This window comes from Pseudomonas sp. KUIN-1, assembly GCF_009176725.1.
GTDB lineage: Bacteria > Pseudomonadota > Gammaproteobacteria > Pseudomonadales > Pseudomonadaceae > Aquipseudomonas > Aquipseudomonas fragariae.
This window is the reverse complement of the sequence record NZ_AP020337.1, coordinates 3,404,407-3,426,180: the sequence shown is the minus strand read 5'-3', so window position 1 is coordinate 3,426,180 and position 21,774 is coordinate 3,404,407. Positions and strand designations below refer to the sequence as shown.

The 21,774-nt window shown below is 58.1% G+C and carries 22 protein-coding genes; 13 read left to right on the top strand and 9 right to left on the bottom strand.

Annotated elements, in window-relative coordinates; genetic code table 11:
• Positions 1–2: 2 nt before the first annotated feature.
• Positions 3–1,601, bottom strand: coding sequence for a glycogen synthase GlgA (gene glgA, locus KUIN1_RS15150; protein WP_011268137.1), 1,599 nt, complete (start codon positions 1,599–1,601; stop codon positions 3–5).
• A 616-nt stretch (positions 1,602–2,217) separates the two neighbouring features.
• Between glgA and KUIN1_RS15145 the strand changes: the two genes are divergently transcribed.
• The gene (locus tag KUIN1_RS15145; RefSeq protein WP_003400653.1) at positions 2,218–2,709 is read left to right on the top strand and encodes a GNAT family N-acetyltransferase; all 492 of its coding nucleotides are present in this window, start codon (positions 2,218–2,220) and stop codon (positions 2,707–2,709) included.
• A 160-nt stretch (positions 2,710–2,869) separates the two neighbouring features.
• On the opposite strand, the gene KUIN1_RS15140 is transcribed toward KUIN1_RS15145, so the two are convergent.
• Positions 2,870–3,043, bottom strand: coding sequence for a DUF6026 family protein (locus tag KUIN1_RS15140; protein WP_003400675.1), 174 nt, complete (start codon positions 3,041–3,043; stop codon positions 2,870–2,872).
• Positions 3,044–3,304: 261 nt separating this feature from the next.
• Between KUIN1_RS15140 and gnd the strand changes: the two genes are divergently transcribed.
• The 4 genes from gnd to KUIN1_RS15120 are packed head-to-tail and all read left to right on the top strand — an operon-like array spanning position 3,305 to position 8,533.
• The gene (gene gnd / locus KUIN1_RS15135; RefSeq protein ID WP_332107645.1) at positions 3,305–4,330 is read left to right on the top strand and encodes a phosphogluconate dehydrogenase (NAD(+)-dependent, decarboxylating); all 1,026 of its coding nucleotides are present in this window, start codon (positions 3,305–3,307) and stop codon (positions 4,328–4,330) included.
• Positions 4,330–5,862, top strand: a complete 1,533-nt coding sequence (gene zwf, locus KUIN1_RS15130; RefSeq protein ID WP_024641511.1) for a glucose-6-phosphate dehydrogenase — start codon at positions 4,330–4,332, stop codon at positions 5,860–5,862. Before gnd ends, zwf begins: the two co-directional genes overlap by 1 nt.
• Entirely contained in the window at positions 5,855–6,664 is an 810-nt protein-coding gene (locus KUIN1_RS15125) for a Cof-type HAD-IIB family hydrolase (protein ID WP_011268135.1), read from the top strand. Before zwf ends, KUIN1_RS15125 begins: the two co-directional genes overlap by 8 nt.
• Before the next feature lie 51 nt (positions 6,665–6,715).
• Positions 6,716–8,533 (top strand): glycoside hydrolase family 15 protein, encoded by a 1,818-nt coding sequence (locus KUIN1_RS15120; protein ID WP_011268134.1) that lies wholly within the window; start codon positions 6,716–6,718, stop codon positions 8,531–8,533.
• On the opposite strand, the gene alkB is transcribed toward KUIN1_RS15120, so the two are convergent.
• Genes alkB through KUIN1_RS15105 form a run of 3 tightly spaced genes read right to left on the bottom strand, consistent with a single transcriptional unit; the run spans position 8,534 to position 9,747 of the window.
• Positions 8,534–9,220, bottom strand: a complete 687-nt coding sequence (alkB, locus tag KUIN1_RS15115) for a DNA oxidative demethylase AlkB (protein WP_024660017.1) — start codon at positions 9,218–9,220, stop codon at positions 8,534–8,536.
• A 24-nt stretch (positions 9,221–9,244) separates the two neighbouring features.
• Positions 9,245–9,427: a hypothetical protein gene (locus tag KUIN1_RS15110; RefSeq protein ID WP_011268132.1), complete on the bottom strand. Its 183-nt coding sequence runs from the start codon at positions 9,425–9,427 to the stop codon at positions 9,245–9,247.
• A 14-nt stretch (positions 9,428–9,441) separates the two neighbouring features.
• On the bottom strand, positions 9,442–9,747 hold the full coding sequence (locus tag KUIN1_RS15105; RefSeq protein ID WP_003364463.1) for a DUF1883 domain-containing protein: 306 nt from the start codon (positions 9,745–9,747) through the stop codon (positions 9,442–9,444).
• Positions 9,748–9,914: 167 nt separating this feature from the next.
• Here KUIN1_RS15105 and KUIN1_RS15100 point away from each other — a divergent pair, with 167 nt between their 5' ends.
• Positions 9,915–10,268: a hypothetical protein gene (locus KUIN1_RS15100; RefSeq protein ID WP_152092098.1), complete on the top strand. Its 354-nt coding sequence runs from the start codon at positions 9,915–9,917 to the stop codon at positions 10,266–10,268.
• A gap of 55 nt (positions 10,269–10,323) precedes the next feature.
• Here the strand turns inward: KUIN1_RS15100 and KUIN1_RS15095 are convergent, their stop codons facing one another.
• Complete coding sequence (locus KUIN1_RS15095; RefSeq protein WP_003400694.1) at positions 10,324–10,605, bottom strand: hypothetical protein; 282 nt, start codon at positions 10,603–10,605, stop codon at positions 10,324–10,326.
• A gap of 372 nt (positions 10,606–10,977) precedes the next feature.
• Here KUIN1_RS15095 and galU point away from each other — a divergent pair, with 372 nt between their 5' ends.
• The 3 genes from galU to KUIN1_RS15080 all read left to right on the top strand — a co-directional run bounded on the left by galU (position 10,978) and on the right by KUIN1_RS15080 (position 14,644).
• Positions 10,978–11,817 (top strand): UTP--glucose-1-phosphate uridylyltransferase GalU, encoded by an 840-nt coding sequence (gene galU / locus KUIN1_RS15090; protein ID WP_003364457.1) that lies wholly within the window; start codon positions 10,978–10,980, stop codon positions 11,815–11,817.
• Between the two features lie 101 nt (positions 11,818–11,918).
• Positions 11,919–13,277 carry a glutathione-disulfide reductase gene (gene gorA / locus KUIN1_RS15085; protein WP_054091940.1) on the top strand — a complete coding sequence of 453 codons (1,359 nt, stop codon included), beginning with the start codon at positions 11,919–11,921 and terminating at the stop codon, positions 13,275–13,277.
• A gap of 92 nt (positions 13,278–13,369) precedes the next feature.
• Positions 13,370–14,644, top strand: a complete 1,275-nt coding sequence (locus KUIN1_RS15080; protein WP_011268130.1) for a hybrid sensor histidine kinase/response regulator — start codon at positions 13,370–13,372, stop codon at positions 14,642–14,644.
• A gap of 9 nt (positions 14,645–14,653) precedes the next feature.
• On the opposite strand, the gene KUIN1_RS15075 is transcribed toward KUIN1_RS15080, so the two are convergent.
• On the bottom strand, positions 14,654–15,664 hold the full coding sequence (locus KUIN1_RS15075; RefSeq protein WP_096134912.1) for a DNA-binding protein: 1,011 nt from the start codon (positions 15,662–15,664) through the stop codon (positions 14,654–14,656).
• 177 nt (positions 15,665–15,841) lie between these two features.
• On the opposite strand from KUIN1_RS15075, the gene KUIN1_RS15070 reads away from it, so the two are divergent.
• The 3 genes from KUIN1_RS15070 to ahpF all read left to right on the top strand — a co-directional run bounded on the left by KUIN1_RS15070 (position 15,842) and on the right by ahpF (position 19,162).
• Positions 15,842–16,801, top strand: coding sequence for a site-specific integrase (locus KUIN1_RS15070; protein WP_152092097.1), 960 nt, complete (start codon positions 15,842–15,844; stop codon positions 16,799–16,801).
• 110 nt (positions 16,802–16,911) lie between these two features.
• Positions 16,912–17,475, top strand: a complete 564-nt coding sequence (gene ahpC, locus KUIN1_RS15065; RefSeq protein WP_002553298.1) for an alkyl hydroperoxide reductase subunit C — start codon at positions 16,912–16,914, stop codon at positions 17,473–17,475.
• 124 nt (positions 17,476–17,599) lie between these two features.
• Positions 17,600–19,162 (top strand): alkyl hydroperoxide reductase subunit F, encoded by a 1,563-nt coding sequence (ahpF, locus tag KUIN1_RS15060; protein WP_003315309.1) that lies wholly within the window; start codon positions 17,600–17,602, stop codon positions 19,160–19,162.
• 93 nt (positions 19,163–19,255) lie between these two features.
• Here ahpF and gloA read toward each other — a convergent pair whose 3' ends face one another.
• A complete protein-coding gene (gene gloA / locus KUIN1_RS15055; protein ID WP_024651135.1) occupies positions 19,256–19,777 on the bottom strand; it encodes a lactoylglutathione lyase in 522 nt (173 codons plus the stop codon).
• Between the two features lie 100 nt (positions 19,778–19,877).
• On the opposite strand from gloA, the gene KUIN1_RS15050 reads away from it, so the two are divergent.
• Positions 19,878–20,486: a DUF4946 domain-containing protein gene (locus KUIN1_RS15050; RefSeq protein WP_024639549.1), complete on the top strand. Its 609-nt coding sequence runs from the start codon at positions 19,878–19,880 to the stop codon at positions 20,484–20,486.
• A 473-nt stretch (positions 20,487–20,959) separates the two neighbouring features.
• Here the strand turns inward: KUIN1_RS15050 and KUIN1_RS15045 are convergent, their stop codons facing one another.
• A complete protein-coding gene (locus KUIN1_RS15045; protein ID WP_002553302.1) occupies positions 20,960–21,322 on the bottom strand; it encodes a histone-like nucleoid-structuring protein, MvaT/MvaU family in 363 nt (120 codons plus the stop codon).
• Positions 21,323–21,774: the final 452 nt, after the last annotated feature.

Below are 21,774 nucleotides of genomic sequence, written 5' to 3'. Positions count from 1 at the left end.
ACCTAGTAGTTGCTGGAAACGCTCACGTTTTTCTTCAACAGGTCGCGATAGAGATCTGCGTAGGGCTCTACTGCCTGATGCCAGTTGAAGGGAGCCGCCATGGCACGGCAGCGCATGGCGTTGAGCAGCTCCGGATGGGCGAAGACCTGGAAGGCGCGATCCAGTGCCTGGGTGTAGCTTTCGACTGTCGATTCATTGAACAGGAAGCCAGTGACACCGTCTTCGATCGTATCGGCCAGGCCGCCGGTATTGCGTGCGACAGGCAACGAGCCGAAGCGTTGCGCGTACATCTGGCTAAGCCCGCACGGCTCATAGCGGGACGGCATCAGCAGGAAATCGCTGCCGGCGAACATGCGTCGTGCGTCGGTTTCGTTGAAGCCGATGCGCACGCCGACACGTCCGGGGAAGCGGGCAGCCAACTCGCGCATGGCCTCTTCTTCCTCCGGTTCACCGCGGCCGATGATTGCGATCTGCCCGCCATTGTTGACGATGTGCTCGGCGACGCCGATCGTCAGGTCAAGACCTTTCTGATACACAAGGCGCGATACCACCGCGAATAGCGGCCCGGTCGAGGCGTCCAGTTCGAACAGCTCACGCACATAGTCAGCGTTGATTTCCTTGCGCGTCCATTCGTTGGGCGCAAAGTGGCAGATCAGGTGTTCGTCGGTGGCCGCATCCCAGCTTTCGTCAATGCCGTTGGGGATGCCGCTGAGCTGGCCCTTGTTGGCCTTGCTTTGCAGGAAGCCTTCCAGGCCGCAGCCGAACTCCGGGGTGGTGATTTCCCGAGCGTAGGTGGCGCTGACGGTGGTGATGTGGCTGGCGAACGCCATACCCGCCTTGATGAACGACAGCTGGCCGTAGAACTCCATGCCCTCAGGGGTAATGGCGGAGTCCGGGATACCCAGCTCACGGCTCGAGGCTGTGCTTACCGTGCCTTGATAGGCTAGGTTGTGAACAGTGAAGATGCTGGGCGTGGACTGCCCGCGCCAGCGCATGTACGCAGGCGCCAGGCCGGCTGGCCAGTCATGGGCGTGAACCAGCTCGGGGCACCACTGGCTCTTTACTTCGCCGGCGGCGAACTCGGCGGCTGCCAGGCCCAGGCGGGCAAAACGAATATGGTTATCAGACCAGTCGCGACCGTTGCTGTCGGCGTAAGGGGTGCCTTCGCGCTCGTAAAGCTCCGGGCAGATCAGCACGTAGATCACCAGGCCATCTTTCATGTCCATGCGACCGACCTTGCAAGGTGGCAGTGCTGCATGCCCGCCCAGCTGGCTGATGATATGGATCGGATTACCGCTGTTAATGACCTGCGGATAACCTGGAATCAGTACTCGAACGTCGTGCAGGTGACGCATGGCTCGCGGCAGTGCGGCAGACACATCGCCCAGCCCACCGGTTTTCACCAGATCGGCCAGTTCGGAGGTCACGAACAACACTTTGCGTCTGTTGACCTGGGACATGGTCGGCTGAGGCTGGACAGTCGACGTTGGCATTTGCAGCACAGGAACGCTCTTGGTAGAGAACACCGGCAGATGAGTCAGCTCGCCGACAGGCTGGTTAAAACTCTCTCCCTTCTGGGTTTTCACAGCGGCGCTAATCATCAATTTTTCCCCTTAAAACAGTCTTGGTGCATCACTTGATTTTTATTGGCCATTTCCTATGGCCGGGTACACATACGTGCACTACGCAAGATCGATACCCGTTTGGACCATGCATAGTGACAAAGCGGTGTGATGTCGCCATTACCGGATGTCAGCCAATAGCATAGATGCTCTAATCAGCTGACCCGGCGGTTTTGGAGAAGTTTCGACTTTTTTATTTGCGAATGTCTGGCACAGGCTTCGACGCCCCGTGTGGTGGCAGGCTGCAGGTGGCAGCCCGGCTGTCGCTGCGCTTTTTTACCGCTTTTTTCTACGTCCCGAGGGGGCGTTACCGGCCGTCGGATCGTTGGACAATCGCGCCCAGGCGCTTGGTTTTCATCACTAAATAGCGCTGGTGTCGGGCTGTGATGGGCAGCAACGGTGCAGAATGCCTTTTCCCGGGGCGTGTAGCGGTCAATCTTCGGGCGCGACGAGAAAATCCCTACATCTTCGCTGGAACATTTTGGCGCAGGGCAGGATAGAATCAGGCCACAAGTCCCGGCCTTGACGCTGGCCTGAGGCATTACCCTTTGACTGATTTCACTGAATCACTCTGATCGAATTGACGAGGATGGAAATGGAAGCCCCCGAGGTACTGGTACTGCAAGCGAGTTACACCAATCCTGTGCACGCGGATGCGATCGGGTTCGTTTTGAACGAGTATTCGATGGATGCCATGGGTGCAGGACGGCCTCTGTCGAACGACACCCGTCAGCAGTTGGCAATCGAACTCGCGAAGCGTCCGTATGCGTTCAGCGTTCTGGCATTCATTTCGGGAGAGCCGGTGGGGCTGGTCAACTGCTTCGAGGGGTTTTCAACCTTTGCGTGTCGTCCACTGGTCAACATTCATGACGTCGCGGTGCTCTCGCAATACCGTGGCCTCGGTATCAGCCAGAAAATGTTGCTCAAGGTCGAGGAGATTGCACGCCAGCGTGGCTGCTGCAAGCTGACGCTTGAGGTTCTGGAAGGCAATGAGGTCGCACAGGGTGCGTACAGAAAGCTCGGTTTCGACAACTATCAGTTGAGCCCTGAAACGGGGCGTGCCATGTTCTGGCAGAAGGCACTGTAGAGAGCCGAGTCGCCAGGGTGGCTTTTTTGATCGTTCAGGTGCAGGCCGAACGGGTCGGAAGACGGAACAGATGGCGGGGACCAGCAGAAGGGCAGGTCAGGTGGGCAAGCCGGATTATCGGACTTGCCCTGAGGCGTTTTGAAGAATGATACAGTTGCGGTCAGGCTTGAAGCATCTTGCCGGGGGCGGATAACTGCGATTGCTGCAGCATCGAGCTCAAATGAGCCACTTTTTTCTGCAACTGCTCGCGCTCTTCTTTTAATGTGCGCAGTTCATCACGACGGATAGTGACGTACAGGGTTTGTGGTGCAAGTGCTGGTAGTACAGTGCCCATTGCTCACCTCGCAAATGGCGGATTCAACCTCAGAGAGGTCCGTGGCAATGACTTTCAATCCCTGACCGCCGCTGCTTACCCTCTCTATCGGCATCGATTTTGATTTCTTTTGCATGATTTTGGAACTTTTTTATTTTTAATTGTCGCGAATGTTTATTAATCGCGACAAAATGCACCACAGGGGGGCGCTCGCGTCTTCATCTTCTCCAAGGGAACCGACGTTCCGCCTCGCTTGACTAATCAGCATGCTCGCAACCGTCGATGCGCTGGACGGCAAACGAGGCACCTTTTTACGATTTAAGGAGCACCTTCATGCAACTTGGGATTATTGGACTGGGCCGTATGGGCGGCAACATCGCACGCCGTCTGATGCTGAATGGTCATACGACTGTGGTGTACGACCGTGATGAAGCATCGCGCAACGCCCTGGCCAATGACGGTTCGACTGCGGTCGCAGACCTGAAGGAACTGGTCGGTGCGCTCGCCAGGCCCCGTGCTGTCTGGGTAATGCTCCCGGCCGGTGCGCCGACCGAAGACACCATTCAGACCCTCAGCCAGTTGCTCGACGCCGATGACGTGATCATCGATGGCGGGAATACCTTCTACAAGGACGACATCCGGCGCGCTCAGGAATTGACTGAAAAGGGCCTGCATTACGTCGATGTCGGCACATCAGGCGGCGTCTGGGGTCTCGAACGTGGCTACTGCATGATGATCGGAGGCGAGGCCGCCGTCGTCGAGCGTCTCGATCCGCTGTTCGCGACACTGGCTCCAGGCCTCGGCTCGATCGAGCGCACCCGTGACCGCACCTCGACCGATGATCGTGCCGAACGTGGCTATATCCACTCCGGCCCTGCGGGTTCCGGGCATTTCGTGAAGATGATCCACAACGGCATCGAATACGGAATGATGCAGGCGTTCGCCGAAGGCTTCGATCTTCTCAAGCAGAAAAACTCCGAACTCCTGCCGCCTGAGCAGCGTTTCGACCTGAACACGGCGGATATTGCCGAAGTCTGGCGTCGTGGCAGTGTGGTGTCGTCCTGGCTGCTGGACCTGACCGCCGACGCCCTGGCCACCGACCCGCACCTGGATGCATTCTCCGGTTCGGTTGCCGACAGCGGTGAGGGTCGCTGGACCATCGAAGCGGCCATCGAGCAGGCGGTTCCGGTTCCTGTGCTGTCCAGCGCCCTGTTTGCGCGTTTCCGTTCCCGCCAGACAAGCTCCTACGCAGACAAGATGCTGTCCGCCATGCGCTTTGGATTTGGTGGCCACAAGGAACCCAAGTAATGGGCCTGTCGCGTGGCAGTGCCGAGCAAAAAACCGAGGTAGCCCCACCCACGACGCTGTTTCTGTTCGGTGCCCATGGCGACCTGGTCAAGCGCCTGTTGATGCCGGCGCTTTACAACCTGTCACGCGACGGTCTGGTGGATGAAGGGCTGCATATTGTCGGCGTCGATCACAATGCGATCAGCGATGCCGATTTTGCGAAAAAGCTCGAGAACTTCATTCGTGATGAAGCCGCCGGCAAGGTTGCCGGCGGCGGCAAGGATCCGCTCGATCCTGCGTTGTGGAGCAAGCTGGCCGAGCGCATCAGTTACGTGCAGGGCGACTTCCTCGACGATTCCACCTATCAGGACATCGCCAGCAAGATCGAGAGCACCGGCACCGCGAACGCGGTGTTCTATCTGGCCACCGCGCCGCGGTTTTTCAGTGAGGTCGCCCAGCGCCTGGGCTCGTCAGGTTTGCTGCAGGAAACCGAAGACGCGTTTCGTCGTGTCGTGATCGAAAAGCCGTTCGGCTCCGATCTGGCCAGTGCGGTCGAGCTCAATGGCTGCCTGCTCAAGGTCATGAGCGAGAAGCAGATTTACCGGATCGACCATTACCTGGGCAAGGAGACGGTGCAGAACATTCTGGTCAGCCGTTTCTCCAATGGCCTGTTCGAGTCGTTCTGGAACAATCACTACATCGATCACGTACAGATCACGGCGGCGGAAACCGTAGGCGTTGAAACCCGTGGCAGCTTTTACGAGCACACCGGTGCCTTGCGTGACATGGTGCCCAATCACCTGTTCCAGCTGCTGGCGATGGTGGCGATGGAGCCGCCTGCCGCTTTCGGTGCCGATGCCGTTCGCGGTGAGAAAGCCAAGGTGGTCGGCGCGATCCGGCCCTGGAGCCAGGAGGAAGCCCTGGCCAATTCGGTGCGTGGCCAGTACGCGAAGGGCGTGATGGGCGACAGGCAGGTCGTCGGTTATCGTCAGGAAGATCGCGTGGAGCCGGACAGCAGCACCGAGACCTACGTTGCACTGAAGGTCATGGTCGACAACTGGCGCTGGGTGGGTGTGCCGTTCTACCTGCGCACCGGCAAGCGTATGAGCGCACGCAGCACCGAAATCGCCATTTGCTTCAAGCCTGCTCCGTACGCGCAGTTCCGCGATACCGAGGTCGACCGGCTCAAGCCCAACTACCTGCGGATCCAGATCCAGCCTAACGAAGGCATGTGGTTCGACCTGTTTGCCAAGCGTCCAGGCCCGAAACTGGAGATGGAAGATATCGCGTTGGGCTTCGCCTACAAGGATTTCTTCGAGATGCAGCCCTCTACCGGGTACGAAACCCTCATTTATGACTGCCTGACCGGTGATCAGACGCTCTTCCAGCGTGCCGACAACATCGAGAACGGCTGGCGTGCCGTGCAGCCGTTCCTCGATGCCTGGGCCGCGCAGCCGCAAGTGCAGCTTTACGAGGCTGGCAAGGATGGCCCGCAAGCGGGTGAAGAGCTGCTGAGTCGTGACGGTCGGGAATGGAGAGAATTGAATGTCTGAACTGCCTGTACAGTTCCTGTTGTCCGACATCGACGGCACGTTACTGCGCCGTGATCACAGCCTTAGCCAAGCCAATATCGACGCCGTCAAGCGCCTGCGTAATGCCGGCGTTCACTTCACGCTGGCCAGCAGTCGGCCGCCCAGGGCCATGCGCCAGGTAATCGAAGCGTTGAGTGTGGATCTGCCCACCGTGGCGTTCAATGGCGGCACCATCACCCATCCTGATGGCAGCCTGCTGGTTGCTCATCGCATTGACCCGCGCGCCGTTCGCATTTGTCTGGAGTTGTTTGCCGGGCAGAACGTTGCCATCTGGGTGTTTGCCGATGATCAGTGGCTGCTGCTCGATCCTCACGCCGATTACGTCGATCATGAGCTCCGTGCACTGGGCTATGGCTATGTTCAGGTTGAGAGTTTCGAGCCGTATCTGGATCGCGTCGACAAGATCGTCGCGGCCAGCGCCGATTTCGAGTTGCTCAAGACCCTTGAGGCGCAGCTCAATCCGCAGATCGAAGGGCTCGCGCTGGCGGCCCGTTCGCAAAAATACTACCTGGATGTGACTGCGCTGGAGGCCAACAAGGGTTCCGCTCTGGTCGCGCTGGCGGACTATCTGGGCGTCGACCTGTCGCGTACGGCGGCCATAGGCGACGGCGGTAACGACGTGGCGATGTTCCACAAGGCAGGCTTGTCGATTGCCATGGGGCAGGGCGAGCAGACAGTCAAGGGACAGGCTGATCATGTTACTGATAGCAATGAGCAGGACGGAGTGGCCAACGCCATCGAGCGTTACATTCTGAGCGCCTGACCGAACGGTGTTCCCACGTTAACGAATCATCATCACGACGGGCATTTCTGAATGGCTGCACTGATCGAAGACTACGCATTGCTGGGCAACTGCGAGACGGCGGCGCTGGTCGCCCGTGATGGTTCGCTGGACTGGTTGTGTTTCCCCCGCTTCGACTCGACGGCCTGTTTCGCCGCGCTGCTGGGCGGTGATGAGCACGGCCGCTGGAAGATCGCGCCAACCGCCGAGGTTATCGCTGTCGAGCGTCGTTATCGCGACGGCACGCTGATTCTCGAAACGGTTTTCGAAACCCGTGACGGTCGCGCCATGCTGATCGATTTCATGCCCATGAAGACCTCCGGCCACGTGGTGCGCATGGTGGTCGGGCTGTCCGGTCGGGTCGAATTCGCTGTGGATCTTGCCATCCGTTTCGATTACGGCAGCAGCGTGCCCTGGGTCGAGCGCAAGGATGCTCATACGCTGACGGCAGTCGCCGGGCCGGAAATGCTGGTTTTGCGCAGCCCCGTGGCCCTGCACCCACAGGATCATCACACGGCCAGCCGTTTTCACGTCGATGAAGGCGAGCGCAAGGTCTTCACGCTGGCCTATCAGGCATCCTTTGCGCCCTTGCTCGATCAGATCGATGCCGACCAGGCCTTGGAAACCACCGCAGCCTATTGGCGCGAGTTTTCTGATCGCTGCCCTGACGTCGGGCCGTGGACGGCGCAGGTAAAGCGCTCGCTGATTACGCTGAAAGCCATGACCTACGCGCCTACTGGCGGCATCGTTGCGGCCGTGACCACCTCATTGCCCGAACAGTTGGGTGGCGAGCGCAATTGGGATTACCGCTATTGCTGGTTGCGCGACGCCACCATGACCCTTCTGGCATTCATGAATCTGGGCTATTTCGAGGAAGCTCAGGCCTGGCGGGACTGGTTGCTGCGCTCGGTTGCCGGTAACCCGGAACAGATCCAGATCATGTACGGCGTAGGCGGCGAGCGGCGTCTGCAGGAATACGAGTTGCCCTGGCTGAGTGGCTACGAACACTCGCTGCCGGTGCGTGTCGGTAATGGTGCGGCGACGCAGGTTCAACTGGATGTCTATGGCGAAGTGGCCGATGCGATGATCCAGGCGCTGCGCGGCGGTATGGCGCAGCATCCGCGCAGCGTGGCGATTTCCAAGGTGGTCATGCCTTATCTGGAGAAGATCTGGCACCTGCCGGATGCGGGCATCTGGGAGATACGCTCCGAGCCGCGCCACTTTACCCATTCGAAAGTCATGGCCTGGGTGGCCTTTGACCGTAACGCTACGCAGATCGCCCAGGCTGCCGAGAGCGATGAGGATCGTGCGCTGGCGACGCATTACCGGAAGGTGGCGGACGAAATTCATGCCGATGTCTGTCGCCACGGTTTCGATGCCGAGCTTGGCAGTTTCGTGCAGACCTATGGCTCGACAGAGGTGGACGCGAGCCTGCTGCAGATTGTGCTGACCGGTTTTCTCGCGCCGGAAGACCCACGCGTTATCGGCACCGTCGCACAGATCGAGCGCACGCTGATGCAGGATGGTCTGCTGTTGCGTTACGACAACGAGCGCAGTGTCGATGGTGTTGCCGGTCGTGAAGGGACGTTTCTGGTCTGTTCGTTCTGGCTGGCCGATGCCTATGTCTTGCTCGGCCGGGCTGATGATGCCGCGCAGCTGTTCGAACGGTTGTGCGGTTTGTGCAATGACGTTGGCCTGCTGGCCGAGCAGTACGATCCGAAGGGTGGGCGCATGCTGGGCAATTTCCCTCAGGCGTTCAGCCACATCGGCATCATCAATACTGCACTGAACCTGCACCGGGCAGTATGCCCGGCGCTGGCCCGTACTTCCGGTGTGCTTGAAGAGGCCTGATCAGCTGTCGCGGCCAGCCTTGCGGAAGGTCAGGTTGATCCGTTGCTCACCCAGCTGCGGATGCTCGGCCTGCTTGATGGGCAAAATGCCGTGGAAACGCAATCTGTCCTCGCCACCCCAGACCACCACGTCGCCATGAAACAGGGAGATGCGTTGAGTCTTGTCGCCGCGCAGCAGGCCGCCGAACTGAAAGATGGCCGGTATGCCCAGTGATACGGAGACCACTGGCCAGCGATGGTCGTATTCGTCTCGGTCCTGATGCAGGGACATCTTGGCGCCCGGAATATAGCGATTGATCAGGCAGGCATCAGGCACGAACCCGGCATAGCCGGCTGCCAGTGCGGCATCCTGCGCCAGCTGCATGAATACGTCCGGCATCGTCGGCCAGGCCTGTCCTGTTTGTGGGTCGGTCGCGCTGTACCGGTAACCGTGGCGGTCGGTTATCCAGCCCAGTTGTCCGCAACTGCTCAGTGCTGCAGACATGCTCAGACCGTTGGGGGTCTGCATGTGCCGGAACGGGGAGAGGCCCAGTGTTTGTTCAAGGGCGGACAGCAGCTGCGGCATGGCGGTCAGCGCAAAGCCTCTGAACAGCCATGACCCGGGCCCGATCCGCTCATCGCTGCGAGGCTGGGCCGTCTGGTCCGCGAACAGGTCCAGAGTGGCGGGAGTGTCACCTTTGCGTTGCATGATCGGATCGAGCTCCGGTGAGTATCAGAGAGCCTTGCTGACCTTGACCTCGGTAATAAGGTCGTCGCTCTCGCCGTGCATTTTCTTCAAGGCGGCCTCGGCTTCTTCGGTGGATGCCGATTGCAGTTGGGCGAATTCGAAGCGGCGTTCGCCATTGAGCTTGTAGCTGACAGCAAATTTGGTCGTGCGCGGGGCTGGATTGTTCACGGTGACTCCTTGCATCATCCCAGGCGAGAGGTCGAGCGCCGGACGATCTTGATCTTGTGAGTGAAGGGCAGTTTGCGTCCGGCATTGGTATCTGCCTTGCGCCCTGCGGTATCGATGGTGATGTTCCAGAAACCGGTGCTTGGCGCGGCGATCTTGGCCGGAAATCTGTCAAACGCACCGCCATGATAGGTGTGCCGACCACCATTTTTGAAACTGCGAAAATTCGCATCGTTCATCAGGCGAATATTGCAGGTCTGAGAGCACTCGATGACGACAAGATCGTCCTCGTTGAGATGCTCACGCTGGTGTACGAATTTCATGACGGGCTCCGAAATGGGGGTTTTTCTGAAAAATCAAAACGATAGCATGCGACGCCCGCAATTTGACGTCGGTGAGTATTAATTTGCCGTGTTTCCGGGAAAAAATGCCTCAGTCGGGATTTAATTGCGTTGAGGCTTGTCGTAGGACCTTTATTTGGAGGCTTTGTATGAAACTGGCTGCTGTAGTAGTCCTGGCTCTGGCAATCACTGGCTGTGCCACAGTGAACGACATTGAGCATACACCCCCCACCATGAACGTGATGTCGGGCAAGAATCCTCATGAATACGCCGATTGCTTCGCTGGCAAGATCAGCAGCAGTCGCAAGCCGCCTCTGATCGAGCCTCGCCATGACGGCCTGCGGGTCATCGTCGCGCAGAAACTCAGCAAGTCACCCGCAGCAGTAGTGGATATCGAGAGCCGCTCGGGCGGAAGTACGATCAAGGTCTACGAACGACTTGCCAATGTGCCCATCCGTTTCAGGGATGTGCAGAACGCTGCCGAAGCGTGCATTTCAGGCTAATCGGTCAGGCTTGGTCAGCTGGCCCTGTCCGCGGTGGGCAGGGCGGCAGACCTGATTACTTGCAGACCACCAGCACGCTGCGACTTTTGTAGTTGCCAACGTCCACGCCCAGCGTCTTGTCGCTTTCGGCAGGTTGTGGGGTGCCATCTGTGCCAACAATTTCATAACCTGTGCCTGCACAGGAAGCATCCGCTTTTTCGTAGCAGCTTGCCCAGGACATCGCCTCGCCGGAGCAGTCGATGCTCAAGCCCTGTTTGCCGTTTTTCAGGTAGGTGTTGGAGGCGGTTGCGCAGCCGGTAAGGCCCAGCACAGCAATAATGGACAAAATTCTGATCATGTTTTTCGCTTCGAGATAAGGCCAGGGAATTAACAAATGCGAGCGTTGGACTGGTAATAGGTGCCATCGTTCCGCCATGTTTTGCATCATAAACTGCCTGCTTCCCGCTTGTCGCCGCCTTGCCATTCACGAAGCCTGATGTAAATGCTGCAGCCGTCCGGAAAGGCATTCCGAGCCTGCTGTGCTGGCCCTTAGGGTCGTTTAATGGTGTTCTGCGCTGCATTTATGTACAGGCAATATCCAGAAAGTGCGGAACTATCTGTACGAGTATTCCTCTATCATGGCATCGGACGGCCAAAGGCAGCATTGTAAGGTGACTGCCTCATCATTAGACTGCGCCGTTAACACCAACAGCCCTTACCAAGGACTTTTATGATCAAGAAATGCTTGTTCCCAGCAGCCGGTTACGGCACTCGCTTCCTGCCAGCGACCAAGGCCATGCCCAAGGAAATGCTGCCGGTGGTCAACAAGCCACTGATCCAATACGGTGTTGAGGAAGCCCTCGCTGCAGGCCTGACCGAAATTTCCATCGTGACCGGTCGTGGCAAGCGCGCTCTTGAAGACCACTTCGACATCAGCTACGAGCTCGAGCACCAGATCAAGGGTACTGACAAGGAAAAGTACCTGGTCGGTATTCGCAAGCTGATCGACGAATGCAGCTTCTCGTACACTCGTCAGACTGAAATGAAGGGTCTGGGCCACGCCATCCTCAGCGGTCGCCCGCTGATCGGCAACGAAGCGTTCGCCGTGGTTCTGGCCGATGACCTGTGCGTCAACCCTGAGGGTGATGGCGTGCTGGCGCAGATGGTCAAGCTGCACAAGCATTATGGCTGCTCGATCATCGCCATCCAGGAAGTCGATCCGCAGGAAACCAACAAGTATGGCGTGATCGCTGGCGAAGAGATCAAGCCAGGCCTGTTCCGCGTGACCAACATGGTTGAAAAGCCGAAGCCTGAAGATGCGCCGTCCAACCTGGCGATCATCGGCCGCTACATCCTGACTCCGGACATCTTCGAGAAAATCGAGCAGACCGAGCCGGGCAAGGGCGGTGAAATTCAGATCACCGACGCCTTGATGAAGCAGGCTGCTGAAGGCAATGTGCTTGCGTACAAGTTCAAGGGTGAGCGTTTCGACTGCGGTGGTGCTGAGGGTTACATTCAGGCTACCAACTTCTGCTTCGAGCACTTCTACAAGACCGGCAAAGCTCATTGATACCTGAATGACGATGCTGTGAAAACGCCACCTCCGGGTGGCTTTTTCATTTCTGAATAGCCGCCGTGCGGTTATGCTGTAACTCTGCCCAGGAGATAGCAATGGCCTTCGATTTTGATCTGTTTGTAATTGGCGCCGGTTCGGGCGGTGTCAGGGCAGCACGTTTTGCTGCCGGTTTTGGTGCGCGGGTAGCCGTGGCCGAAAGCCGTTATCTAGGTGGAACCTGCGTCAACGTGGGGTGCGTTCCCAAGAAGTTGCTGGTGTACGGAGCGCATTTTTCCGAGGATTTTGATCATGCCAAGGGCTTTGGCTGGTCATTGGGCGAGGCCAGTTTTGACTGGTCCACGCTGATTGCCAACAAGGACAGTGAGATCACCCGCCTCAACGGCATCTATCGTAAATTGCTGGTCGACAGCGGCGTTACTCTGCTTGAAGGCCACGCAAAGATCGTCGGGCCGCAGCAGGTCGAAATCAACGGTCAGACCTACAGCGTCGAGCGCATTCTGATCGCCACCGGTGGCTGGCCGCAGGTGCCTGATGTGCCGGGACGCGAGCATGCCATTACGTCCAACGAGGCGTTTTACCTCAAGACGCTGCCAAAGCGCGTGGTGGTCGTGGGTGGTGGCTACATTGCCGTGGAGTTCGCTTCGATCTTCAATGGCCTGGGCGCCGATACCACGCTGGTCTACCGCCGCGAACTGTTTCTGCGTGGTTTTGATGGCGGTGTTCGTACCCATCTCCACGAAGAGCTGCTCAAGCGTGACATGACGATTCGCTTCAACAGCGATATCGAGCGCATCGACAAGCAGGCCGACGGCAGTCTGCTGTTGTCCATGAAAGGCGGCGGCACTCTCGAAACTGATTGCGTGTTCTACGCAACAGGGCGTCGGCCGATGCTCGACAACCTCGGTCTGGACAGTGTTGACGTCAAGCTGGACGAGCACGGTTACATCAAGGTCGATGAGCATTACCAGAGCAGCGAGCCTTCCATTCTGGCCATCGGCGACGTCATCGGAGGTGTGCAGCTGACCCCGGTCGCGCTGGCTGAAGGCATGGCGGTCGCGCGTCGACTGTTCAAGCCCGAGCAGTATCGCCCGGTAGACTACAATCACATCCCGACGGCGGTTTTCAGTCTGCCGAACATTGGTACGGTCGGTCTGACCGAAGAAGATGCAATCAAGGCCGGTCACGATGTGCAGATTTTCGAGAGCCGTTTCAGGCCAATGAAGCTGACCCTGACCGATGATCAGGAGCGCACATTGATGAAGCTGGTCGTCGATGCGAAAACCGACCGCGTGCTGGGCTGCCATATGGTGGGGCCGGATGCTGGCGAAATCGTCCAGAGCCTGGCCATTGCCATCAAGGCTGGCGCGACCAAGCAGGTATTCGACGATACTATCGGGGTGCACCCGACCGCAGCAGAAGAGTTCGTCACCATGCGCACGCCTGTCAAACGTTAAGTCACGCAGCGCCCGGAGTTCAGGAAGAGCTCCGGGGTAAAGGCTTGAAGAGGATGGATCCCGACGTGAATAGAGAACAACCACCGGCCAGAATGCCATTGCATTCGGCTGAGCAGGATCGCGAAGTCGCGCAGTACATCGACGCCTTGCGTGAAAGCGAGCGTCAGTTCAGGACATTGGCTGACAACATGAGCCAATTGGCCTGGACTGCCAGCCCCCGAGGGCAGGTCCACTGGTACAACGAGCGTTGGTATGCCTACACCGGTGCCTCGCTTGAGGCCATGACGGCCTTGGGCTGGCGCTCGGTTCTGCATCCTGAGCATCGCGAGCGGGTGATGGCGCGTTTGCAATACTGCTTTTCCACCGGTTCGATCTGGGAAGATACCTTCCCGATCCGTGGCAAGGACGGTGCGTTCAACTGGTTCCTGTCGCGCGCGTTACCCCTGCGCGATGCGCGGGGCCACATCACCCACTGGCTGGGTACTCACACCGATATCACCGCTCAGGTCAATGCAGAAGAGGCGTTGCGCGAACTCAACGAGAGTCTTGAGTTACGCGTCGCCGAGCGTACGCGTGAGCTGGAAACCGCCAATAAGTTGCTGCAGGCCGAAATTGCCGAGCGGGCGATGGCTGAGGAGGCCTTGCGTCATGCGCAGAAGATGGATGCGATCGGTCAGTTGACCGGGGGCATCGCCCATGACTTCAACAATGTACTTTCCGGCGTGATTGGCGCACTGGACATGATCAGGCTGCGTGTAGCGGCCGGGCGGATCGGTGAGGTCGCGCGCTACCTGGATGCGGCAGCGAGCTCGGCGAACCGTGCTGCCGCGCTGACCCGCAGGCTGCTGACATTTGCCCGCCGGCAGTCGCTCAACGTCACTGTAGTGGACGTCAATTGCATGGTCCGCTCCATGGAGGAGCTGTTGCGAGGCACGGTCGGCGCTCATGCGCATCTGGAGATCGAGCTGGAGGAGGGGTTGAGCGCGGTGCGCACCGATGAGCACCAGCTGGAAAATGCCTTGTTGAATCTGGTCATCAACGCTCGCGATGCTGTGCCTGTCGGAGGGAGGCTGTGCGTGCGCAGTCGCTCGTTAACACTGGCGGCGCAAAAAGAGGGTTTGCTGCCTGGCGACTACATACAGCTCAGTGTTGAAGATAACGGCTGTGGCATTGCTCAGGACGTTATCGACCAGGTGTTCGATCCGTTTTTCACCACCAAACCGGTAGGTCAGGGAACCGGGCTGGGTTTGTCGATGGTCTACGGCTTTACCCGGCAGAGTGGCGGGCACGTGCATATAGAAAGCACTGAAGGTCAGGGCACCCGGGTTCATTTGCAGCTGCCATGCGGCAAGGCTGCGGTTGCCTGAAGCTTCTGGTCATGGCTTGTTCGATGGCTTCTTTCCGGTGGCTTTAGGCTTGTCCGGCTGATCGAGCCTGATCTGCAGGTTCTCCAGTGCTGCTTCCTTCTTGGTCAGCAACAGTTCCAGCATGCGGCTCTGTTGCTGCGCATCGGTCATGCCTTGTTTGAGCGCGGCGTTTTCGTCCTGCGCGCCGCGTAACCGTTCTTCCAGCAGGGCGCATTGGGTGCGGGCGTGCTGCTGTTGTTCTGCGAAGGCAGCATTCTGTGTGTTGGCCTGCTTCAGCTGGTCGGTCTGGCTGTGCAGTTCGCGCAGGGTGTTGCGATTTTCAGCCAGCAGTCTTTCGTTGTCTCGATTGAGCTGTGTGATGTTTTCCTGGTGCATGGCAAGGCCTTGTTGTGCCTGTCGCAGTTCCATTTGCAACTGCTGAACCTGACCTTCGTGGCGTCGCTGCTCCTGCTCGCGTTGTTCTCTGATCGAGTTGCGATAGTGCTCCAGCGCCTCGCGTGCGTGCTGGTGTTTTTCTTCGAGGGAGTGGATCTGCCCGTCCTTGTCGTGCAGGCGAGTCTCCAAGTCCTGATTGGCCTGAAGCAGTCTGGCGTGTTCTGTCTGTACATCCTGCAGTGTGCGTTGCGTGTGGAGCAGGGCGGCAGCCTGCTGTTCCAGTGCCTCGTCGCGTTGCTGTACGTGTTTTTCCAACTGGCTGATCTGCTCCTGAGTGGCCGCAAGTTGTCGCTGGAGGGTGTCGCGTTCGGCCTGGTGCTGATCGTGCGCCTGATCAATACGCTCTTGCGCCTGCTGCTGAAGCCTCTGGGCAAGATGAGCCACCAGATCGCTCAATTCGTCATTGATATCCGGCGCCGGGGCGTGTGTGGATTCGAGCTCCTTCAGATAGCGGTGAATGGTGGTTTTCGAGCCCGTATTACCCATTTCGATACGTACCGCATCGATGCTGGGGTTTTCGCCTCGGGACAGCAGCGATGCTCTCGCTTTCTGCACTAATACCTTGTTTACACCGCCGCGGGCCATGCTCTCTCCTACGATTTCGTACTGTGGTATGTACTCTGTAATTACATACTATATGTTTTGAAATAATTAGCTATTTTTTGAATTAATTAACACGGGATATTGGCGTATTATCCCGTGTCAGGCGCTGTCAGCTCCTTTTGACGCGTCGCTACCGGTACACCCGAGCAGGTTTGAGCCATGAATGACGTTGATCGCTATATCGAGGCGGCGACCCGCGACAACACGCGCCGCAGCTATCGGGCTGCCATCGAGCATTTCGAGGTGACATGGGGCGGCTTTCTGCCGGCGACCAGCGAAAGCGTGGCGCGTTACCTGGCCAGCCACGCGGGAACGCTGTCGGTCAATACCCTGAAGCTGCGCTTGTCAGCGCTGGCCCAGTGGCACGTCAGTCAGGGTTTTGTCGATCCCACCAAGGCACCGATGGTGCGCAAGGTCATCAAGGGCATTCGTGCGCTGCATCCGGCGCAGGAAAAGCAGGCCGAGCCATTGCAGCTACAGGATCTGGAAAAAGTCATCGCCTGGCTGGAGATCGAGATACACGAGGCGAAGGCGCAACACGACCAGCCGCGTCTGTTACGCGGTCGACGTGATTCGGCGTTGATCCTGCTGGGGTTCTGGCGCGGGTTTCGCAGCGACGAGCTTTGCCGCCTGCAAGTGCAGGATGTCAAGACCATCGCCGACTCGGGAATCAGCCTTTATCTGCCGCGCAGCAAGGGTGATCGCGACAACCTGGGCCGGACCTATCAGACCCCCGCGTTGCAGCGGCTGTGCCCGGTGCAGGCCTATATAGAGTGGATCAACTGTGCGGCACTGGTACGCGGGCCGGTGTTTCGGGCCGTGGACCGCTGGGGTAATCTAAGCGAGGAGGGGTTGCACGCCAACAGCGTCATCCCGTTGCTGCGTCAGGCCCTCCAGCGTGCAGGCATCGCCGCCGAGCACTACACCAGCCACTCGCTACGCCGTGGCTTCGCCAGTTGGGCGCACAGCAACGGCTGGGACCTCAGGTCACTGATGTCCTATGTAGGCTGGAGGGACATCAAGTCGGCGATGCGCTACATTGATGCCGCTCCGTTCCTGAGCCCATCGGAGGCGGGGAGCGGTCCGAAGGTTTCTTCTATCAATAAGCTGCCTTCATAGTGAAAAGCAATCAGTGACATCAGGTTTGCCAATGAGCGATTGTCATCGATCATGCGTAAGCTTCACTTCATCGAATTCACAACCCATCCAACCCATCAGGAGATATACCGATGCCTATCATCAACAGCCAAGTAAAACCGTTCAAGGCTACCGCATTCAAGAACGGCGCTTTCGTTGACGTCTCGGACGCTGACTTCAAAGGCAAGTGGTCTGTCGTATTCTTCTACCCGGCCGACTTCACCTTCGTATGCCCGACCGAGCTGGAAGACCTGGCTGACAACTACGAAGAGTTCAAGAAGCTGGGCGTTGAGATCTACAGTGTCTCGACTGACACCCACTTCGCTCACGCTGCATGGCACAACACTTCGCCAGCCATCGGCAAGATCCAGTACACCATGATCGGTGACCCGACCCTGACCATCTCCCGCAACTTCGACGTACTGATCGAAGAAGCCGGTCTGGCGGATCGCGGTACTTTCGTGATCAACCCTGAAGGTCAGATCAAAATCGTCGAGCTGAACGACGGCGGTGTTGGCCGTGACGCTTCCGAGCTGCTGCGCAAGATCAAGGCTGCTCAGTACGTTGCCGCTCACCCGGGCGAAGTCTGCCCAGCCAAGTGGAAAGAAGGCGAAGCTACTCTGGCTCCGTCCCTGGACCTGGTTGGCAAGATCTGAGTCGCGTGAATCGGCTAGGGGCGTTGAGCTCTTGAGCAAGTAAACCGCATCGCCCCAAAAAACGCCCGGGCGGTCATCGCCTGGGCGTTGTTATTTCTACCCTTTGTAAACAGGAAGCCGCCACATGTTGGACGCCAATCTTAAAGCCCAGTTGAAATCCTATCTGGAGCGGGTTACTCGCCCCATCGAGATCGTCGCGTCCCTTGATGACGGCGCGAAGTCCCAGGAAATGCTTGCACTGCTCAATGATGTGATCAGCGTTTCCAAGGACGTCACCCTGAATGACAGCGGCACCGACGCACGTACTCCGTCGTTCTCGCTGAGCAGCCCTGGCCACGATATCAGCCTGCGTTTTGCCGGTATCCCCATGGGTCACGAATTCACCTCGCTGGTCCTGGCGCTGCTGCAAGTCGGCGGCTATCCACCCAAGGTCAGTGCGGAAACCATCGAACAGGTTCGCGCGCTTGAGGGCGAATTCCATTTCGAAACCTATTTCTCGCAGTCCTGCCAGAACTGCCCGGACGTTGTCCAGGCACTGAATCTGATGGCAGTACTGAACCCTGGTATCAAGCACGTCGCTATCGACGGTGCGCTGTTCCAGGACGAAGTCACCGATCGCAAGATCATGTCGGTACCGAGCATCTATCTGAACGGTGAATTGTTCGGCCAGGGCCGCATGGGCCTGGAAGAGATTCTGGCCAAAATCGACACCGGTGCCGGTGCGCGTCAGGCGGAAAAACTCAACGCCAAGCAGGCTTTCGATGTGCTGGTCGTGGGCGGTGGCCCCGCGGGCTCTGCGGCGGCGGTCTACGCTGCCCGCAAAGGCATCCGCACCGGTGTTGCCGCCGAGCGTTTCGGTGGTCAGGTACTGGACACCATGGCCATCGAGAACTTCATCTCGGTACAGCATACCGAGGGGCCGAAACTGGCCGTGGCGCTTGAAGAGCACGTCAAGCAGTACGAAGTCGACATCATGAACCTGCAACGCGCCGACAAGCTGATTCCTGGCGCAGCCGGCGAGTTGCATGAAGTGAAGTTTGCCAGCGGTGCCAGCCTCAAGGCCAAGACGTTGATCCTTGCCACCGGCGCACGCTGGAGGGAGATGAATGTGCCGGGTGAGCAGCAGTACCGTAACAAGGGCGTGGCTTATTGCCCGCACTGCGACGGTCCGTTGTTCAAAGGCAAGCGCGTCGCTGTCATCGGTGGTGGTAACTCGGGTGTCGAGGCTGCAATCGACCTGGCCGGTATCGTGTCCCATGTGACACTGCTGGAGTTCGACGTGCAGTTGCGTGCCGACGCGGTGCTGCAGCGCAAGCTGCACAGCCTGCCGAACGTGACCGTGATCACCAGTGCGCAAACCACTGAAGTGACGGGTGATGAGCAGAAGGTCAACGGCCTGCGCTACAAGAACCGCACCACAGGCGAAGAGATCACCGTGCCGCTCGAAGGTATCTTCGTGCAGATCGGTCTGCTGCCCAACAGCGAATGGCTCAAAGGTGCCATCGAGCTGTCGCCGCGTGGCGAGATCGTGGTCGATTCCCGTGGAGAAACTTCGGTGCCGGGTATCTTCGCTGCCGGTGACGTGACAGTCGCCCCGTACAAGCAGATCATCATCGCCCTGGGCGAAGGTGCCAAGGCCTCCCTGAGCGCTTTTGACCACCTGATCCGTACCTCCGCACCGGCTTGATCGGACAGCGGTAAACAAAAAGCCCCGTGAGCGATCACGGGGCTTTTTGTTTTTCAGGCTGATCGCTCCTTGCCGGAGCGATCACCGCCAGTCTCAGAGCGGTGTAGGCTGGATGATCTCTACCCAGTAGCCATCCGGGTCCTTGATAAAGGCCAGGCTGTTCATGCGGCCGTCGGACAAGTGCTTCTGGAAGTCGACGCCGAGGCTTTCGAATCGCTCGCAGGCGACTTTCACGTCAGGCACTGACACGCAGATATGGCCAAAGCCGCGCGGGTCGCTGTTGCCGTTGTGGTACGACGCTGTGTCATCGCTTTCGGTGCCGTGGTTATGGGTCAGCTCCAGAATGCCGGCGATCGACTTCATCCATTCGTTGCGCGCAGCGTCGTCTTCCGGGATCTGCGCCTTGTCGACCAGCGCCAGGAAGTACAGGCTGAATTCGGCTTCCGGGAAGTCACGTTTTTCGACCAGGCTGAAGCCCAGTACACGGGTGTAGAAGTCCAGCGATTTGGTGATGTCCTTGACGCGCAGCATGGTGTGGTTGAACACAAACTGCCGGGTGGCCGCTTCAGGATTGGCTGTGACGCCCGGTAGGGTGTTGAGTTCGTGCAAGCTCATCAATGTGTCTCCAACAGAATGTACAAATAATGCCAAATGATACGGGGCAGGGCGAGCAGTGCCAAACCCGGCTTGGATAACGTCGCGTCGGCCTTGCTCGATGCCGACAACAGGCTCAGAATTTCCGGTCAACCGTTCTGGCGACCCGATCATGATCCTTTCGCACTACCGACGCTCCGTGCCAAGCCTGTGCCTGTTCCTGCTGCTGGGCACTGCCCAGGTCCATGCCGCCGATGCAATGATCGTCTGGCCCGCAGGCTGGGAGGTCGAGTCGTTACCGACCGAGTCGGGCGAGCCCGTTCAACCTTCCGTGCAGGTCAGACAGCGCGCGGTTAAAAACGATCAAAGTGGAAATCCGCTGATGGTCATGGAGCTCACCCAGACGCGCCTGACGCCGGGGCATGAGGTCAACGTCCAGGGCGTTCTGCTGGAAATGCGCAAGTCGGTTCAGGTCAATTTTGCCCGCAGCGGATTGCAGAGCGCTTGTACGCATGTCCGCGAAAGCCGGCTCAGCGTGGTGCCCGCGCTCGAAACCACCTGCACCATTACCCAGAACGGTGTGCACGTGCTGACCCAGACACTGGTCGCGGCCGCCAGCAAGGATCTGGCCTGGTCGTTGTCTTATGCGGGATCGGCAGACGGCTATGCGAGCAACAAGGATGAGGCACTGCGTATTCGCGAGAGTCTGCGTCTGGACGTTACGCAGTGACATCTGCCTTTTCGCAGGCAAAAAGAAGCCCGCCGAGGCGGGCATGGGGCGCTATTCCTTTAGCGGTCTTCATCATCCGAGAGTCCATGTGAAAAAAGTGTGAAGCTGCGCTGGGCTGCGCATTCGATGCTGTTCAGCGCACCGAATCATTGAGAAACAAATAGTGCTGTATCTCATCATGCTGTCGACCTGAATAATTACTCTACACACTTCAGCAACTGTTCAGGTTTGTAACTGTGTGCTGAATCGCATAATCCGGATTTATTGGCGTCATTATTCCCGCGGCATTTACCCGGTGCATTGAAGTATACGAACCAGACAGTTCACCTAATCATGTATATGAATTCCCGGCGCGGACCGGCAGGCACTGTGTGATGACGCCTGAGCGCAGCGCTGCAATGCGCAGGTGTTCATCTGCAGTGCCGGAGATAAAAAAGCCCTGCACGTGCAGGGCTTCAAGTGACAACTTGCAATCAGGCACGCAGCCATGAATCAACAGTGTCTACACCGTATTGCTCTTTCCACGCCTTGAGGCCGCGATGGTTGCCGCCCTTGGTTTCAATCAGCTCGCCGGTGTGCGGGTTCTGGTACACCTTGACCACGCGTGCACGGCGACGCTTGGGCCCTGCGGGTGCAACCAGCGAGGTGGCACTCGAAGGGTCAAGGATGGCGATGATGTCACGCAGGCTTTTGCCGTAAGTGCCCATCAGGTCCTGGAGCTTTTGCTCGAATTCGATCTCCTTCTTCAATCCGGCGTCATTCTTCAACGATTCCAGCTGTGCAAGCTGTTCCTGAAGGGCTTTCTCTGCTGCTCGAAACTCGGCAAGTCTGGACAATTAATATACTCCAACAATGTAATGGCTGTTGTCAGCCCTATAAAGCGATGAGACAAAACTGATGGGTCGATTCGCTCACTCGAGGGTGCCCGATACCTGCGGTTTCTATGCTGAAACTTGGCCTTTGCGGCTTGTCGTTGTGCAGATAGAGGGTATTTATAACTCAGTCGCCCGCAAATGATGCACTTTTTTTTTCAGTTAGAAAATAGCCTTTCTCAAATTCGTTAAATGGCATGGGGGAACGATGTTGGATATAGGGGGTGATGTCCGTGTTGTAGGCTGAGGGGTGTTGTAAGTTATTTCCGATATTAGCCATGGATGGAAAACGTGCCATGAGAGAGTGGAGGGCTTAGAAAAAGAAATATCCCACAGGCAAAAGGAGTGTTGAGTGAGGAAATGGCCGGAATGTCTGAAGGCCACGTGCTGAAAGGCGCGTAGACCCTTCAAAGATG

Bases quoted from the DNA above. Each gene is read 5' to 3' on its own strand.
- KUIN1_RS15105 (WP_003364463.1), bottom strand. From the start codon at position 9,747: ATGAAATTCGTACACCAGCGTGAGCATCTCAACGAGGACGATCTTGTC.
- KUIN1_RS15145 (WP_003400653.1), top strand. From the start codon at position 2,218: ATGGAAGCCCCCGAGGTACTGGTACTGCAAGCGAGTTACACCAATCCT.
- KUIN1_RS15140 (WP_003400675.1), bottom strand. From the start codon at position 3,043: ATGGGCACTGTACTACCAGCACTTGCACCACAAACCCTGTACGTCACT.
- KUIN1_RS15125 (WP_011268135.1), top strand. From the start codon at position 5,855: ATGTCTGAACTGCCTGTACAGTTCCTGTTGTCCGACATCGACGGCACG.
- KUIN1_RS15080 (WP_011268130.1), top strand. From the start codon at position 13,370: ATGCCATTGCATTCGGCTGAGCAGGATCGCGAAGTCGCGCAGTACATC.
- galU (WP_003364457.1), top strand. From the start codon at position 10,978: ATGATCAAGAAATGCTTGTTCCCAGCAGCCGGTTACGGCACTCGCTTC.
- KUIN1_RS15070 (WP_152092097.1), top strand. From the start codon at position 15,842: ATGAATGACGTTGATCGCTATATCGAGGCGGCGACCCGCGACAACACG.
- KUIN1_RS15050 (WP_024639549.1), top strand. From the start codon at position 19,878: ATGCCGACAACAGGCTCAGAATTTCCGGTCAACCGTTCTGGCGACCCG.
- gnd (WP_332107645.1), top strand. From the start codon at position 3,305: ATGCGCTGGACGGCAAACGAGGCACCTTTTTACGATTTAAGGAGCACC.
- KUIN1_RS15095 (WP_003400694.1), bottom strand. From the start codon at position 10,605: ATGATCAGAATTTTGTCCATTATTGCTGTGCTGGGCCTTACCGGCTGC.
- ahpF (WP_003315309.1), top strand. From the start codon at position 17,600: ATGTTGGACGCCAATCTTAAAGCCCAGTTGAAATCCTATCTGGAGCGG.
- KUIN1_RS15120 (WP_011268134.1), top strand. From the start codon at position 6,716: ATGGCTGCACTGATCGAAGACTACGCATTGCTGGGCAACTGCGAGACG.
- gloA (WP_024651135.1), bottom strand. From the start codon at position 19,777: ATGAGCTTGCACGAACTCAACACCCTACCGGGCGTCACAGCCAATCCT.
- KUIN1_RS15100 (WP_152092098.1), top strand. From the start codon at position 9,915: ATGAAACTGGCTGCTGTAGTAGTCCTGGCTCTGGCAATCACTGGCTGT.
- gorA (WP_054091940.1), top strand. From the start codon at position 11,919: ATGGCCTTCGATTTTGATCTGTTTGTAATTGGCGCCGGTTCGGGCGGT.
- ahpC (WP_002553298.1), top strand. From the start codon at position 16,912: ATGCCTATCATCAACAGCCAAGTAAAACCGTTCAAGGCTACCGCATTC.
- zwf (WP_024641511.1), top strand. From the start codon at position 4,330: ATGGGCCTGTCGCGTGGCAGTGCCGAGCAAAAAACCGAGGTAGCCCCA.
- glgA (WP_011268137.1), bottom strand. From the start codon at position 1,601: ATGATTAGCGCCGCTGTGAAAACCCAGAAGGGAGAGAGTTTTAACCAG.
- KUIN1_RS15075 (WP_096134912.1), bottom strand. From the start codon at position 15,664: ATGGCCCGCGGCGGTGTAAACAAGGTATTAGTGCAGAAAGCGAGAGCA.
- alkB (WP_024660017.1), bottom strand. From the start codon at position 9,220: ATGCAACGCAAAGGTGACACTCCCGCCACTCTGGACCTGTTCGCGGAC.